Annotated in this window: 16 protein-coding genes and 1 rRNA gene; 3 read left to right on the forward strand and 14 right to left on the reverse strand. The window is 51.8% G+C overall.

Annotated features, from left to right (window positions below):
• The first annotated feature begins 136 nt into the window (after positions 1–136).
• Positions 137–252: ribosomal RNA gene (gene rrf, locus R9X49_RS12010) — 5S ribosomal RNA — on the forward strand.
• A gap of 468 nt (positions 253–720) precedes the next feature.
• Here rrf and R9X49_RS12015 read toward each other — a convergent pair.
• From R9X49_RS12015 to R9X49_RS12040, 6 genes are all read right to left on the reverse strand, one after another.
• Positions 721–1482, reverse strand: coding sequence for an amino acid ABC transporter ATP-binding protein (locus R9X49_RS12015; protein WP_319848648.1), 762 nt, complete (start codon positions 1480–1482; stop codon positions 721–723).
• A gap of 8 nt (positions 1483–1490) precedes the next feature.
• Positions 1491–2585: an amino acid ABC transporter permease gene (locus R9X49_RS12020; RefSeq protein WP_319848649.1), complete on the reverse strand. Its 1095-nt coding sequence runs from the start codon at positions 2583–2585 to the stop codon at positions 1491–1493.
• Between the two features lie 9 nt (positions 2586–2594).
• On the reverse strand, positions 2595–3773 hold the full coding sequence (locus R9X49_RS12025; protein WP_319848650.1) for an amino acid ABC transporter permease: 1179 nt from the start codon (positions 3771–3773) through the stop codon (positions 2595–2597).
• Positions 3774–3838: 65 nt separating this feature from the next.
• On the reverse strand, positions 3839–4864 hold the full coding sequence (locus R9X49_RS12030; RefSeq protein ID WP_005975324.1) for an amino acid ABC transporter substrate-binding protein: 1026 nt from the start codon (positions 4862–4864) through the stop codon (positions 3839–3841).
• Positions 4865–5251: 387 nt separating this feature from the next.
• Complete coding sequence (locus tag R9X49_RS12035) at positions 5252–5917, reverse strand: amino acid ABC transporter permease (RefSeq protein WP_039498201.1); 666 nt, start codon at positions 5915–5917, stop codon at positions 5252–5254.
• A 42-nt stretch (positions 5918–5959) separates the two neighbouring features.
• Positions 5960–6727, reverse strand: a complete 768-nt coding sequence (locus R9X49_RS12040) for an amino acid ABC transporter substrate-binding protein (RefSeq protein WP_180791993.1) — start codon at positions 6725–6727, stop codon at positions 5960–5962.
• 320 nt (positions 6728–7047) lie between these two features.
• On the opposite strand from R9X49_RS12040, the gene R9X49_RS12045 reads away from it, so the two are divergent.
• On the forward strand, positions 7048–8193 hold the full coding sequence (locus tag R9X49_RS12045) for an endonuclease/exonuclease/phosphatase family protein (protein ID WP_319848652.1): 1146 nt from the start codon (positions 7048–7050) through the stop codon (positions 8191–8193).
• A 68-nt stretch (positions 8194–8261) separates the two neighbouring features.
• Positions 8262–8666, forward strand: a complete 405-nt coding sequence (locus tag R9X49_RS12050) for an ASCH domain-containing protein (protein ID WP_319848653.1) — start codon at positions 8262–8264, stop codon at positions 8664–8666.
• An 18-nt stretch (positions 8667–8684) separates the two neighbouring features.
• Here the strand turns inward: R9X49_RS12050 and R9X49_RS12055 are convergent, their stop codons facing one another.
• The 8 genes from R9X49_RS12055 to R9X49_RS12090 all read right to left on the reverse strand — a co-directional run bounded on the left by R9X49_RS12055 (position 8685) and on the right by R9X49_RS12090 (position 15875).
• Positions 8685–9734, reverse strand: coding sequence for a methylated-DNA--[protein]-cysteine S-methyltransferase (locus tag R9X49_RS12055; RefSeq protein WP_319848654.1), 1050 nt, complete (start codon positions 9732–9734; stop codon positions 8685–8687).
• Positions 9718–10494, reverse strand: coding sequence for an isocitrate lyase/phosphoenolpyruvate mutase family protein (locus tag R9X49_RS12060; protein WP_319848655.1), 777 nt, complete (start codon positions 10492–10494; stop codon positions 9718–9720). The genes R9X49_RS12055 and R9X49_RS12060 overlap by 17 nt, the downstream gene beginning before the upstream one ends.
• A 242-nt stretch (positions 10495–10736) precedes the next feature.
• Positions 10737–11033 (reverse strand): DNA-binding transcriptional regulator Fis, encoded by a 297-nt coding sequence (fis, locus tag R9X49_RS12065; protein ID WP_005975342.1) that lies wholly within the window; start codon positions 11031–11033, stop codon positions 10737–10739.
• Between the two features lie 23 nt (positions 11034–11056).
• On the reverse strand, positions 11057–12022 hold the full coding sequence (gene dusB, locus R9X49_RS12070; RefSeq protein ID WP_319848656.1) for a tRNA dihydrouridine synthase DusB: 966 nt from the start codon (positions 12020–12022) through the stop codon (positions 11057–11059).
• Positions 12023–12379: 357 nt separating this feature from the next.
• Entirely contained in the window at positions 12380–13114 is a 735-nt protein-coding gene (locus R9X49_RS12075) for a carbonic anhydrase (protein ID WP_319848657.1), read from the reverse strand.
• A gap of 172 nt (positions 13115–13286) precedes the next feature.
• Positions 13287–14174: a 50S ribosomal protein L11 methyltransferase gene (gene prmA, locus R9X49_RS12080; RefSeq protein ID WP_319848658.1), complete on the reverse strand. Its 888-nt coding sequence runs from the start codon at positions 14172–14174 to the stop codon at positions 13287–13289.
• Between the two features lie 17 nt (positions 14175–14191).
• On the reverse strand, positions 14192–15643 hold the full coding sequence (gene panF / locus R9X49_RS12085) for a sodium/pantothenate symporter (protein ID WP_271875712.1): 1452 nt from the start codon (positions 15641–15643) through the stop codon (positions 14192–14194).
• Positions 15633–15875, reverse strand: a complete 243-nt coding sequence (locus R9X49_RS12090) for a YhdT family protein (RefSeq protein ID WP_039482401.1) — start codon at positions 15873–15875, stop codon at positions 15633–15635. The genes panF and R9X49_RS12090 overlap by 11 nt, the downstream gene beginning before the upstream one ends.
• Positions 15876–16166: the final 291 nt, after the last annotated feature.

A 16166-nucleotide genomic window follows, 5' to 3' on the forward strand; every position in this document is an offset into this window, starting at 1 on the left:
GAGGCTTAACCTTACAACACCGAAGGTGTTTTGTGGGTGACTCATAGAAAACAATAATCAGCTTGTTCAGAGATTGGTTCTGATGGTTGTGCGAGCGCGTAAGCAACGTATAACGGTTGGAATGAAATAGAATTTGCCTGGCGGCGATAGCGCGGTGGTCCCACCTGACCCCATGCCGAACTCAGAAGTGAAACGCCGTAGCGCCGATGGTAGTGTGGGGCTTCCCCATGTGAGAGTAGGGAACTGCCAGGCATCAAATAAAACAAGAAGCCCAGTCGAAAGACTGGGCTTCTTGTTTTGTCTGCTGTGTGTCGGTGAGGGCTCTCTGGAGCAGGACAAATCCGCCGGGAGCGGATTTGCACGTTGCGACGCAACGGCCCGAGGGGGGCGGGCAGGACGCCTGCCATAAACTGCCGGGCATCAAACAAGTGGACAGTCGCTGTCGAAAGACAGGGGCTTTTTGCTATGCGTGTTTGGGAGCGACTGTTTATCAGTATCCGGAAGGCGGCTAACAGCCCGCATGATGGATACAGGTATAGGACGGCTTTTGGAGATGCGAAAGCTCATTTTCTACCCGTTATTATTCAATGGGTTAGTGTGAGAACTACCTACATTATGTTGATCGCGTTAGTTGAACTCGATAACGTGAGTCGCGAGAGCCACTATCATACTGGCGCGTTAGGGAAGGCCTGCGTAGACACGCAGGCAGAGTACTTCAGATTAGTGCAGAATCTGCGAGAGAAATGACTGCGTGCGTTCTGAGCGAGGGCTGGAGAAGAAGATATCCGGTGGCGCTTGTTCCACGATCTCACCCTGATCCATAAAGATCACTCGGTCAGCGACAGTTTTTGCGAACCCCATTTCGTGCGTTACGCAGAGCATCGTCATCCCGTCCTGAGCCAGCCCAAGCATGGTATCGAGAACCTCTTTTACCATTTCAGGATCCAATGCGGACGTCGGTTCGTCAAATAGCATAATCTTGGGCTTCATGCACAGCGAGCGCGCGATGGCCACACGCTGCTGCTGCCCTCCGGATAGCTGCCCTGGAAATTTATGCGCATGTGCGGCGATACGCACACGTTCCAGATAGTGCATTGCCAGTTCTTCCGCTTCTTTCTTCGGCATGTTGCGTACCCAGCATGGCGCCAGTGTGCAGTTTTGTAACACGGTTAAGTGGGGGAAAAGATTGAAGTGCTGGAAAACCATACCGACTTCCGTACGAATTTTCTCGATGTTGCGCAAGTCATTATTTAATTCAATCCCATCAACAACAATTCGCCCTTGCTGATGCTCTTCGAGATGATTAATACAGCGTATGGTGGTTGATTTCCCCGAGCCGGAAGGGCCACACAGCACAATGCGTTCCCCTTGTCTGACCTGCAAATTAATATCTTTAAGCACGTGAAATTGCCCGTACCACTTATTCACATTCTCTAAGGTAATCATGTGATCGGTTGATTGAGTGAATGCAGTCTGATTCATGGATGGCCTCAGTGTGACTTGTGTCCGGTGTTAAAACGATTTTCCAGATGTTGGCTATAGCGCGACATGCTGAAACAAAAAATCCAATAGACCATGGCAGCGAAGACATAGCCTTCTGTCGACATACCCAGCCAGGTGGGATCGACCGTTGCCTGTTGGATGCTGCTGAAGAGATCGAAAAGGCCGATGATGATCACCAGACTGGTGTCTTTAAAGAGAGAAATAATGGTATTCACCAGACCTGGGATAACCATTTTCAGCGCTTGCGGAAGGATGACCAGCCCCTGCATACGCCAGTAGCCTAAGCCCAGAGATTCAGCGGCTTCATACTGTCCTTTAGGTAGCGCCTGCAAGCCACCGCGGACTACCTCGGCGACATAGGCGGATTGGAATAAAATAACGCCGACTAGCGCCCTTAGCAGTTTGTCGATAGTCGTGCCTTCTGTTAAAAACAGCGGCAGCATTACGGAGGACATAAAAAGCACGGTGATGAGCGGTACGCCGCGCCAGAATTCGATGAACACGACGGAAAGCATGCGGACAATCGGTAGTGTGGAACGGCGGCCTAATGCGAGCAAGATACCAAGCGGTAACGCACCAGCGATACCCACGGCAGCGATGATCAGCGTTAACGTTAAGCCGCCCCACTGGTAGGTTTCCACTCGGCTGAGCCCGCCGAAACCGCCATAAAGCAACCACCAGGCGATGAGCGGATACACCACCGCCCAGACCGCAATATAGCGTCCGCGATAGGGGATACTTTTCAGGAACATCGGCAGAATGCTGAGTAACCCGATGGCGAGCGCAAAGTTGATGCGCCAGACTTCTGCCGCTGGATACAGGCCATACATGAAATGACCAAATCTGGCGTGAATGAAGACCCAGCAGGCCCCCTCACGCGTACAGTCATTGCGGGTTGTACCAATCCAGTTCGCCTGAAAGATCGCCCAGTTGAGCAGCGGCGGTATGGCAACCCACAAGAGCCAGAGGCAAAACAGCGTTAACAGGCTATTGCTGATACTTGAGAAGAGATTACGTCGTGCCCACTGCATCGCTTTGAACAGAGAAGACTGACGGCCTTGCGGATAATGGTTCATCGTCATGATGTCCTCTTAGCGTTCGACTAGCGCGATCTTGCGGTTATACAGATTCATCAGCAGCGAGATCAGCAGACTGATAATGAGGTAGACCGACATGGTAATGGCGATGGTCTCAATGGCCTGGCCGGTCTGGTTGAGCACCGTTCCTGCGAACAGCGACACCATATCGGGATAGCCAATCGCGGCAGCCAGCGAAGAGTTCTTCACAATATTCAGATACTGGCTGGTCAGTGGCGGAATTATGACGCGCAGCGCCTGTGGGAGGATGACTTTGCGCAGCGTAACGGGATTCGGTAATCCGAGAGAGCGTGCCGCCTCGTGCTGGCCGTGAGAAACCGATTGGATGCCTGAACGAATGATCTCGGCGATAAACGATGAGGTGTAGACCGACAGGGCGACGGTTAATGCCGCCAGTTCAGGGATAAGCACCATACCGCCACGGAAATTAAACCCTTTTAATTCCGGCATGTCCCAGTGAAAGGCTGCGCCAAAAATCAGATGGCTGAGCGCACACAGCCCAAGCAACAGGCCTAGCGCCAGCGGCCAGGTTCTGCGTGGCTGACCGGTTAACGCGTGATAGCGTTGGTTACGCCGGAAAACGCCCCATGTCACGACCAACGTAATAATGAGAGAAAGAAAAAACGCTGCTGCACCGGGTCCCAATTCAGGAGAAGGCAGGTAAAAGCCTCGGTTGCTGAGGAACGCGACATCAAACGCGCTGATTGACTGGCGCGGCCCCGGCAGATTCCGCAATACGGCAAAGTACCAGAAGAAGATCTGCAATAACGGCGGGATATTACGGAATATCTCAATATAAACGTTAGATATTTTCCGTAATAGCCAGTTATCGGACAACCGGGCAAGGCCAACGGTAAAGCCGAGAATCGACGCAAACACGATACACAATGCCGAAACCAGTAGCGTGTTGAATAGCCCAACAAGGAAAACACGGGCGTAGGTATCGCCTTGTTGATAGTCAATCAGGTGTTGGACGATACCAAAGCCAGCGCTTTTATTCAGGAAATCGAAGCCAGAGGTGATGCCCCTCTGTGCCAGATTGGTCACGGTGTTGTGCAACAGGTAGGTTGCGACAGCCAATACAGCGATAACAACGACAATTTGATACAGCCAGGCGCGCACCGCTGGATTAGTCAGTGATAAATCACCTTTTACGGTTGGGCGTTGTAGCATGCTGGAACCTCGATACGGGGTACTGAGGGGCGCAGCAATACACTGCGCCCGGTTTTTTCTGATAATTAACGTACCGCTGGCGCGTACTGGATCCCGCCTTTGTTCCACAGTTCGTTCAGGCCACGCTTAATTTTCAACTCGCTGCCCATACCGACATTACGTTCAAAGATTTCGCCGTAGTTACCGACCTGTTTGATGATTTTGAATGCCCAGTCGTTCGGTAATTTGAGATCTTTACCGTAGCTGCCTTCGTGACCAAGCAGGTGAGACATATCTGGCGTGGTGGGTTTTGCTGCCAGCTGGTCGACGTTTTTGGAGGTCACACCCATCTCTTCGGCATTCAGCATAGCGAACAGCGTCCAGCGTACGATCGAGAACCACTCTTCATCACCACGGCGTACCACTGGGCCCAGCGGCTCCTTGGAAATCACTTCTGGCAGAACGATGAATTCAGCGGGTTTGCTCAGCTTGATGCGCAGTGCATACAGCTGTGACTGGTCTGATGCCAGCGTATCGCAGCGGCCAGATTCCAGTGCTTTGGCACTTTCATCAGAGCGGTCGAACGTGACAGGGGTGTACTGCATTTTATGGGTCTTGAAGTAGTCTGCGACGTTCAGCTCGGTATCGGTGCCAGCCTGAATACAAACGGTTGCGCCATCCAGCTCTTTTGCACTGGTTAAGCCCGCTTTGTTGTGTGTCAGGAAGCCGATACCGTCGTAGTAGGTCACGCCGGTAAAGAGCATACCCATGCCGCCGTCGCGTGAGGAGGTCCAGGTCGTGTTGCGCGACAGCACGTCAACCTCGCCGGATTGCAGCGCAGTGAAGCGCTCTTTCGCCGTCAGCGGCGTATATTTAACTTTATTGGCATCGCCGAATACGGCGGCGGCAAGGCCGCGGCACACGTCAACATCAATGCCGGAGTATTTGCCGCTGGCGTCTGCATAAGAAAAACCGGGCAAGCCATCGCTGATACCGCATTGCACAAATCCTTTCTTCTGAATGGCGTCCAGCGTTGCACCAGCATGGGCTTGATTGATTGCGGCAAAGAGTGACGCGCCAGCAACCAGAGTAGAAATCACTATTCTTTTCATAATCATCCTAGCGTCTAAAGTTATTTGCTGTTTTTGAAGTACACAATTGTTTTTGACGTACACAATAAGGTGCACCATACCTGTCTGTCGGGATGCCGACGTGAGCAGAGCGAAGCAAATAAAATGCCAACTCTCTATTCGATTGATAATCAAGACGAAAAGGAATGGTTATTGATCTAAATGGGTAATTCTAAATAGGTATATCCGCACCGTGATAAATGCAAAGCGGACAATGCGCCCTTTTTTGGTGCGTCAAAATGGAGAGCGTGAGATGCCTTCAGCCACTCTGCGCGTTTATCAGGGGTGGAGTACAGCGAACAAGGCTGAATGTTAAGTCGGGGGGAGTGTCATCAGCCCAGCGGATGGCGTGGGCTGATGGGGGAGGTGTTAGTGCGTGATGTGGCGCTGATAATACTTTTCGAGCTTCACCTGTAGCTGGCTCAGCACGGTGCTGAACATCAGATAAATCAGCGCCGCTTCGACATACAGAATCAGAGGCTCATAGGTCACGGAAACGATGCGCTGAGCGGATAAAAACATCTCTGGCACGGTGATCACGGCAGCCAGCGACGTATCCTTGATTAAGGAAATAAACGTATTGGAAAGCGGCGGCAGCGACACGAAAACGGATTGCGGGAAGATAACCCAGCGAATCGCCTGCCTGCCATTCATGCCGAGAGAATAGGCGGCATTCCATTGGCCTTTCGGGACAGACAAAATTGCCCCGCGGACGATCTCTGAGCTGTAGGCACCCACGCTGATGGTGAAACCAATGAGCGCAGCGGGGAAAGCATCCAGGGTAATACCCGCGCTAGGCAGCCCATAAAAAATCAGGAAAAGCTGCACCAGTAACGGTGTTCCACGAATAACCCAAACGTAGAAATCACCCAGCCATTTCAGCGGCTTTGGGCCATAAAGGCGAACCAGCGCGATGAGAATGCCGAGGGCTAAGCCAAAGATGAAAGACAGAATCGCCAGAGGGACAGTAAATTTAAGTCCCGCAGAAAGCAGACTCCAAAAGGAGTCTGCCATGAGTTGTAGCCAAGGCGGCATGAAAACGAGCTCCGATAACGGTATGCGCTGATAACAGTGCGATTATTGAGAAACATCCTCCCCGAAGTATCGCACAGATATCGTTTTATAGGTGCCGTCTGCTTTGATTTCATCCAGAGCTTTATTCAATGCTTCCACCAGTGGTGCCTGATTTTTACGTACCAGAATCGCGGAAGGTTCGCCGTCTTTTGAGGTCGCGGCAATCTTCACGTTGGCATCTGGTTTCTGCTTTTTGAAATCCAGGAATGACAGATTATCGTTTAACGTGGCGTCAGCACGACCGCTGAGAACCAGATCCAGCGACTGGTTAAAACCGTCCGTCGGCACAATGTCCGCACCGTAGCTGGTGGCTTGCTTAGAGTAATTACTGGTCAGGCTCTGAGCTGCTTTTTTGCCTTTCAGATCGCTGAAATCTTTGAGGGTGGTGTTATCGCCACGGACAACCAGCACCGCCTTGGAATCGATATACGGCTTGGAGAAATCATACTTGGCCTGACGCTCTTTGGTAACGCCAACCTGATTGATGACCGCATCGTAGCGCTTGGCATCGATACCGGCGATTAACCCGTCCCAACGCCCTTCAATAAACTGGGCTTTCACGCCGAGTTTTTCTGCCACCGCGCGGCCAATATCCACATCGAAGCCAACCAACTGGCCTGATTTATCATGATAGGTGTAAGGCGCGTAGGTGCCTTCTGTGCCGATCTTGAGAACGCCTGCGGACTTGATGTCGCTAAGGTCATCGGCATGAGCGAATACGCTGGTAGCAAGCAGGGCGCTGGTCAGTAAAGCAAAACGTATTTTTTTCATTATGAATTCCTGTGAATAGAGTGCGGTCATGCGCTTATAACTTTTGTTAATAACGAATCTACGCGACAAAACATCTGTTTATAAATCACGTTGTGTGATTATTTATATCAGAAGTGAATATAGTACTTATGGTGTGCGTACTGTTGTCGCGAGTCTTACTTTTGTAGTGAATATAGTGCGTCTAACACGTTTTAACCATGCTGAGTTAAAGAACGATAGAAAAAGTCTATCGCTGCCGGGAATGCTGCCCAACTGTCACAATATGCTTCTATTCTCAAAAGGACATCATTGCTTTTGCCACTACCCAGCAGGAGACAACAATGAAGATCCGTATCGCCAGCTATAACGTTGAGAACCTGTTCCACCGCACTGCGATTCTCAATCTCCCCGATTCCAAGCAGATTGACGCCTTGTTGCAGCAGGTCAGGCAGCTTCAGCATCTTCTTGAACAGCCGCAATACGATGATGCCCTGAAAGATCAGGTGTTCCGCCTTTCTATCGCACTGCGCCCTTATATTGATATTCGTACCGATGCGGGATCGCTGGGGAGATGGAAAAAAGAGGAGGCCGGCACCGGATTTAGGATCAATAAAAGCTGCCGTGGTCGTGGGGATTGGATCGGCGAAATCGTGTTTAAGGCGCAAGAATTTAGCAGTCAGCAGCGTAAGAATACGGGCAAGATTATTACCCTGCTTAACGCCGACATTCTGTGCGCGGTTGAGGTCGAAAACATGGATGTCCTGCGTGATTTCAACAATCAGGTGCTGGGGGACGATAAATTCAGCCAGTTCGTGATGATCGACAGCCCGAATGATCCACGCGGCATTGATGTTGCCTGCCTGACGCGTTACCGGATTGCCCAGCTTCGCACGCATATTTTTGATGCTGGAAAACGCTTCGATCCGGTCTTTAGTCGTGACTGCCTCGAAGTGACGCTGGATGCCGGCCTCAAGCAGCCGATTTATATCCTGTGTAACCATTTCAAAAGCCAGAGCGGTCAAACGGAAGAAGAGCGGCAGCGCGGGGCGGAGAAGCGCCGAGATCAGGCCGAACGTGTCGCGGAGATTGTTCAACAGACTTACGATCTCAAGAAGGACTACGTGGTCATCCTCGGCGATTTGAACGAAGATTCATCAAACCCCTGGCACAGTTTGGCTCCGCTGTTTTCTCTGTCGGACTTACACCCGGTTATCGACCCTGAACGCCCAGAAAAAGAGCGCTACACCTACTATTTCTCTGGGGGAAAGAAGGGGGCGCGGTTAAATCAGCTGGACTATATTTTCCTGTCTGCTCCGCTGCATCAGGCGGTGGTGGAGTGGGGAATCGAGCGTCGGGGGATTTATAATATCGATAAGATTGCCGCCAAAGAGGGCGCTGAACCTGTTACGCCGCTACCCGAAGTCACATCATGGGACACGGCGGCGTCCGACCATGCCGCGCTCTGGGTGGACGTGGATATTACCTGATGGTCGCTTTAAGGCTATGATTGCGTAATAAAAGAGAGCAATCATAGCCGTATAAACCGAGGAAGATGATGAGTCATAAACAAGGATTGGAAAAGTATCCAGACGCGCTGCGCTGGTCATTTGGTGACAACCCCGCGCTGGCGGATGAATTGCTGCAACTGGTACTGGAAGGGCATAAAACGGCAACCTGTAGCTCGTATCACGCGTTCAAAAATGAGGAAACGCCGCAGGTCGGTGATTACAACATCGTTCTGGACGGTGCCGGACAGCCTTCCTGCGTGATTCGGACACGATCGTTAACGCTGGTGCGCTACTGCGATGTGACTGCCGAGATGGCGGCGAAAGAGGGCGAAGGAGACAAGAGCCTGGCTTTCTGGCGTGAAGGCCATCAGACATTCTTCGAACGAGAAGGCACCTTCGCCCCAGATATGCTGCTGGTGTTTGAAGAGTTTGAGCTGATTGAGGTGTTTTGATTCTGGATTAGCCACTGCTCAACCCGACAGTGTTTTTTCATGCTCAATGAGCCATTTTTTGCGCGCGATACCGCCGCCATAGCCTGTCATCGTGCCATCCTTGCCGATAATTCTGTGGCAGGGAATGACGACCGCTACCCGGTTTGCACCGTTCGCCGCAGCTACCGCTCGTACCGCATTAGGTTTCCCTATCAGCCCGGAAAGCGCCTGATAGTGCGAGGTTTTGCCATAAGGAACAGCACGTAGTTCCTGCCAAACGGTACGCTGAAAGTCACTGCCTGGAGTATCGAGCAAAAGAGTAAACTGTTGGCGTGTGCCTGAAAAATACTCGCTAATCTCTTTTTCTGTTTGCCGGGTATGATTATTTTCACCTGACATTATTCGAGCATTGAGCAAGCGCTGCAGATCGCGAAATTCGGTCTCCAGCATGCGGCGGTCAGTAAATTCCAGCAGGCAAACACCACGTTCGGTGGCACAAACAAACATCGGGCCGAGCGGCGTGGTAAAACGGTGAATCATAATCACCTGGCTTTGTTCGGTTGGGCTCACGCCAGTGAGACGTTTATAGGTGTAGCCAAAACCGCTTAATGATTCGTAGCCGCTATCAAATGCCACCTCGGTCGCATTACGCCCACCTTTTAGTTCCTGAAGTGCGACATTGACCCGCTGCATGCGTTGAAAAGCCTGAAAGGTAATACCGTGATTTTGCAGAAACCATCGCCGAACGCGCTCTGGACTGATGTCGTGTTTACGAAGCTCCGTGTCGCTGATACGTGTTTTAGGATTGGCGCGCACGAGTTCAAGCGCTTGTTCAATTAAAAGCGGTGCGCTATGCGCGTTTTCCGTTGGTCTGCACACTTTGCAAGGGCGAAACCCTGCATCCAGAGCAGATTTAACATCCTTATAAAACTCGACATTTTCACGTTTCGGTTTTCGTGCCCGACAGATAGAAATGCAAAATACACCTGTCGTTATCACACCAACAAAAAATACCCCCGTATAGCCTGAATCGCGCTCAAGTAGTGCCTGATACCAGACATCGCACTGGTCATTATCGAGAACTTTCATCAACAAAAACTCCTGCAAATGACTGTTGCGACTGGATCGTGAGCATTACGTTTTTAAACGTTGATTGAATGGCGGAATGAACAAAATTACCCATAGAGAGGCGATTAACACCGAGCGTCTTCAGCCTGTCGAAAGCCGGGAGGTCTGGCATGCACATGACGTTGAGTGGCAAATTAATCTCCCGAGAAATGATCGCAATATCATTTTCAGATGTTAGGCATGGAACAAAAAGGCCGTCTGCACCTGCCTCTTCATATAAGCGACCGCGTAATAGTGTTTCCTGTAGCGCCTGCCCATGACCAAGAAGAAAAGTATCAGTACGAATATTAAAGAACAATTGGTCATTCTCTATGGTTAACGCATGACGAATCTCTTTTAACGTTCTGGTAAATGCTACGGCATCATCAAGTTGTCTGACACCATTAACCACTCTGCTATCCTCAAGGTTTACGCCAACCACGCCGAGTGAGGCGAGACGCTTAAGATTAGCGGTGATCTCATTTGCTGTTCTACCAAACCCTGCTTCAATATCAACGCTTAATGGTAGGTGACTAACGGATTTGATACGCGTGACGATGTATAGCAATTCATCAAATGACATCGCTTCTCCGTCCTCGTAACCTAACATAGCGGCAATGGCTGCGCTTGAGGTTCCCAGGGCTTGATAGCCTGCATGCTGAGCGGCAATAGCACTGCTCGCATCCCAGACATTGGCGATGAGTAAGGGGGGGCTTTGATGATGAAGTTCAGTGAAGTTCATGATTATCTCCTTTACGATATATAGGACTCATCTTGAACACCCGACGACACTCTCACAACCGAAAATCAGACGACCATTTTTTGCAAATTAATCATGGCTGAATCATCTGCACCGACGCTTTCATGCGTCAACCCGCTCAGTGCGTCCACGCTAAGGCTGTTGCTACCCTGAAAAATGGCAAAGAAAAAGGCGCTTGACCCAAGAGGTAAAGCGCCTTTTTTCAAATGCTTAACTGATTAGTATCAGTTCATGCCGTATTTTTTCAATTTCTTACGCAGAGTACCGCGGTTGATGCCCATCATCAGGGCGGCGCGGGTTTGGTTACCGCGGGTGTATTGCATCACCATGTCCAACAGTGGCTGTTCAACTTCAGCCAATACCAGCTCATACAGGTCACTTACATCCTGACCGTTCAATTGAGCAAAATAGTTCTTCAGTGCCTGTTTAACCGAGTCGCGCAGGGGTTTTTGGGTTACCTGAGCCTGAGAGTTTACAGTGGAAACGGTCAGTACGTCAGAATTCACGCGTTGTTCGAACATAGTTCTGTCAGCTCTTTTTCTGTTTACGCAAGATTTTCAAAATATGCCTTCAACGCCTCCAGCTGCTCGCTGGCATCCTCAATGGCGTTGAATGTGCGCCTAAACTGGTCGTTTGGGGCATGCTCCTGGAGATACCAGGATACGTGCTTACGAGCGATACGAAATCCCTTGCCTGGACCATAAAAGTCGTGCAATTCCCGTATGTGCTCGATCAACAAGCGCTTAACCTCTGCCAACGGCATTGGTGCCAGCAACTCCCCTGTGTCCAGATAATGCTGGATTTCCCGAAAGATCCAGGGTCTTCCCTGAGCGGCTCGTCCTATCATCAGGGCGTCAGCCCCGGTGTAGTCCAGAACCGCTCTGGCTTTATGCGGGTCTGTAATGTCGCCATTCGCAACAATAGGAATGGTAACGGCCTGCTTAACTGCCCGAATGCTGTCGTACTCGGCGAAACCATTGAACAGGCACGCACGGGTGCGTCCGTGAATGGTTAACGCCTGAATGCCACAGTCTTCAGCCAGTTTGGCAATTTCTACACAGTTGCGGTGCTCTGGTGCCCAACCGGTACGGATCTTCAGTGTCACCGGCACGTCTACCGCTTTCACTACCGTAGAGAGGATCTGTTTGACCAAATCCGGATACTGCAATAACGCAGATCCTGCCATCTTGCGGTTCACCTTCTTCGCCGGGCAGCCCATATTGATGTCAATGATCTGCGCGCCGGAATCAGCGTTGATTCTCGCTGCCGCCGCCATCTCATCGGGGTCACAACCGGCAATCTGCACGGCTCTGATACCCGGTTCATCGCTATGAACCATTCGCAAACGCGACTTGTCTGAACGCCACACTTCCGGGTTGGAAGAAAGCATTTCAGACACGGTCATTCCAGCGCCCATCGCGTGACAGAGTGCTCTAAATGGGCGATCACTAATACCAGCCATTGGGGCTGCTATCAAACGATTGGTAAGCTGAAATTGTCCAATGTGCATAGACAAAAATTGACCATACTGTGCCTGCAAGGGCGCGTATATTACGCATTTTTTACGTCAGATGAAAGGCCAAACTTTGACCAATTTACGGCTATCGATCAATGAAAATGCAGTTCGTAGAAGCATATGAAAATATTATTCATATTTAACAGTATGTTATGTTTTTGCGCCGGTTTTTTGAACGATAAAATATTCATCTGCTTACAGAATTTTATCTGTAAGCGCGGTCATTTTTAGTGGAGATACAGCAGGCTATCAATGCTTTATCAGTGAAATACGTTGGTTAATGCGGGAAAAAAGGGCGCTGATTCATCAGAGGCTGGCCGACAGACGGTCTGACCAGCCTCGCGACGTGGCTTAATGGATGATGACGCGGCCATTAAGCGGCTGTATAGGGCGATTATTGGCGTGATGCATGACCGAGCGGAACTGGTTGATTTGTTCAGTAGAGGCGGTGACGGGGTGATCCAGTACAAGCCAGCGAATGCCTTCTGAGCAAGGTGGCGTGGTGAGCGACCCACTAAACCGATAGTAGTTTAATGACGTCGGTAACAGGCTCTGAATCGCGATTGGCGTGCGCACGTCCTCCGCCTGATTAACCTGAGCCGGAATCTGCTGCCATGTCGTGGCTAACGGGAGATTGGCCTCTCCTTCCTGAAACATCAACGCGATAACGGTAAGCGCGCCAGACGCGTCTTTATAGACAAAATGGCCTTCCAGCGGAAACTGCTTACCATCGATTTCATTCTCGCTCGGTGCGTGAAAGTGAAACTGTTGTAAGGTGAATGTCTCGTTATCCAGCAACAGCGTATTCCCTGCACTGACGTTAACCTGAACAGTATGCCCGTTGTTGATAATGTGCTGCGTCCCTGGCAGGAAAGCCAACTGTAAAGGGTCGTGCTGAGCGTTCAGCGCCTGACGGATATTGATGGGAGATTGGTTTTTACCGGTTTCACACAGCGAGAAATCTGGAGACAGCTTTCCCCAGTGTGCGGGATCGCCGTTGCCTTCGTAGCCCCAGTGCACCGGATCGGCCGCCAAGGTGGAAAAGCTGGCGGACAGCATCAATACGATAGAGAGTTTACCTTTCATTTTTCATCCCTTGAAAATAATGATACAGCATCGTTGAGCGCGGGGCGCAGGTGCGTCCGGTCACTTGCCGAGCCGAATAATACGCCAGTTTATGGTGAGCAATCGTGAGATATAACAAGAAGAAGGGTGCCCACCGTTGCATACGGTGGGCGGGACTCGCGGGATGGCGTTATTACGATGCGCGGCGTTGGCCGGTAATGCGGCACCATTCTTCGCGTTCAGCGACCGGATCGAGCGTGAACTTGTCTGCATACGCTTCTGCGACGCCTTCGGCCTGCGTCGCCAGCACGCCGGACAGGCCGAGGTGGCCGCCTGCTTTTGGCAAATCGCTAATCAGCGGTGCCAGTTCGCGCAGCGGGCCAGCAAGGATGTTGGCAACGACGACATCGGCAGACAGGTCGGCAGGCTGCTCTTTCGGCAGATAAAGCTCAAGACGCTCGGAAACGCCGTTGCGCTGTGCGTTATCCCGGCTGGCCTGAATCGCCTGCGGATCGATATCAATCCCGATGGCGCGTGCCGCACCCAGTTTCAGGGCGGCAATCGCCAAAATGCCGGAACCGCAGCCGAAATCGATAATGGTTTTCCCTTCCAGATCCAGCCCGTCGAGCCATTGCAGGCACAGCGCGGTCGTCGGGTGGGTGCCAGTGCCAAAGGCCAGGCCCGGATCGAGCATGACGTTGACGGCAGTCGGGTCAGGAATGTCACGCCAGCTTGGGCAAATCCACAGACGTTTGCCGAACTGCATTGGGTGGAAGTTATCCATCCACTCGCGTTCCCAGTCTTTGTCTTCCAACTGCTCGATTTTGTGTTTAAAACCCACGCCCAGCAGCGGCTCTTGCTCCAGCATCGCGATAACCGCGTTCATATCGGTTTCGGCATCGTACAGCGCAATCGCGTCGGTATCGCCCCACAGGCGGGTCTCGCCCGGCAGCGGCTCGAACACCGGAGTATCGTGCGTATCCTGAAACGTAACGGATACCGCACCGCTTTCCATCATGACGTCACCCAGTTGTTCTGCAACCTTTCCTGAGGTGTTTATTTTCAGTTGAATCCACGGCATAGCAGTCTCTATTACATTTAAAGTGAAGATGAAGCGGCAACCGGCGCTGGTGGATTATGACCAAAGCGGTTGCCAATAATAAACGCCATCAGGCTGAGTAACAGCGATGGCACAATCGGGTGATATCCAGCCAACTGAAGATTGAAGCTAGCCAGTAAGGTATAGCAAATCGCCCCGGTGAACATGGCGCTGAGCGCCCCTGCGGCATTCGCGCGTTCCCAATACAGGCCCAGTACCAGCGGCCACAGAAACACCGCTTCCAGCCCGCCAAACGCCAGCAGATTCAGCCAGATGATCATATCCGGTGGCCGTAAGGAGGCCAGCAGCACCAGCAGGCCCAACAGCAGGGTGGTCATGCTGGACAGGATTTTGATGCGGCGCTCGTTGTGGATCTGCTGCGGACGTACGCTGAGATAGAGATCTTTAATGATCGTGGCGGAGGCCTGAAGCAGATGCGCATTAATGTTGGACATGATAGCGGCCATTGGCGCGGCGAGAAAGATCCCAGCGGCCAGTGGCGGTAATACGGTGACCATCAACGCCGGTAACACCTGATCGGGGATCGTCAGATCTGGCATCACGGCGCGGCCCAGCGCACCGGCCAGATGCATGCCGAGCATCAGGATGCCGATGACGATCGTGCCGATGATAATCCCGCGGTGCAGCGCTTTGCTGTCGCGATAAGAGATACAGCGAACGGCGGTGTTCGGCAGGCCGATAACGCCGAAGCAGACCAGCACCCAGAATGAAGCCATAAACGGCATCGACAGAATACCGCCGCTGCCCTGCGGTGAAACCAGCATTGGGTCGATCTGTTGCAGCTTATCCACTGCGCTGTGTAATCCCCCAGCGGCATAGATCACGCCGACCAGCAGGATGACGGTGCCGATCAGCATCACGATGCCCTGCATGGCATCATTGAGCACGCTGGCGCGGAAGCCGCCAAACGTGGTGTACAGCGCGATGGTGACGCCGAAAATCAGCAGGCCGATGTCATAAGGAATGTTCGCTGCGGTTTCCAGCAGACGCGCGCCACCGATGAACTGGACGGCCATCGCACCGATAAACGCGACCAGCAGGCTGATGCTGGCAAACCATACCAGCAGCGGACTGTTGTAGCGGGCGTACAGCATGTCATTCAGCGTGATGGCGTTGTAGCGCCGCGCCAGAATGGCGAATTTTTTCCCCAGAATGCCCAGCGACAGCAGCATGGTGGGAAGTTGGATCATCGACAGCAGCACCCAGCCCAGCCCGTATTTATACGCGGCACCCGGCCCGCCGATAAACGAGCTGGCGCTGACGTAAGTACCGATGAGCGTCATCGCCAGTACAAACCCGCCCATTGAGCGGCCGCCGAGGAAATACTCGTTAAGAAAGTTACCCGCCTGACGGCGGCGGTACGCATAGACCGACAGCCCGAAGACCAGCAGCAGGTAGCCAATCAGCGGCAGTAAAATTTCAATTTGCATCGTCACTCTCCAGTGAGATATCGCGGAAAATGACGCGCACCATCAGCCAGCACAGCAGCGTAAACACGAGCGGCAGCAACAGGCAGGCCATCTCAAACCAGTGTGGAAGGCCAGTGATCCCTTGTGTGTTGTCTGGCAAATAGGCGGCAAGCACCCAGGCCAATAAATAAACCAGCGTCAGGCCAAACGCCCAGCGGGCCTCTTTGTGCGCCTGAGGAAAGCGTGTATCCATGTTCTGCTCCACCGTTAATGGGAGAATGGGCATCGTTATGAACGTCGTGATGACGAAAGCGGGAATTTTACGGCATGTGGGCCAATTGACTAGTAAGAATTACGCCATCAGCGTAAAAGCCAGCCGCAGGGGGGACTCATCGCGTGGTGAAAAAATCTGCGTCGTTATGGGGAAAAGGAGGTATTGCGTGCCAGATTGCCTTACCTGATTCAGTAACATCACCAGCAAATAACAGCGGAAATAAAATTTATCTCGCCACAAAATAATACTAAATGAGTATCTTGGCTTATT

This window comes from Pectobacterium carotovorum, from assembly GCF_033898505.1.
In the GTDB taxonomy this organism is placed as follows: Bacteria; Pseudomonadota; Gammaproteobacteria; order Enterobacterales; family Enterobacteriaceae; genus Pectobacterium; species Pectobacterium carotovorum_J.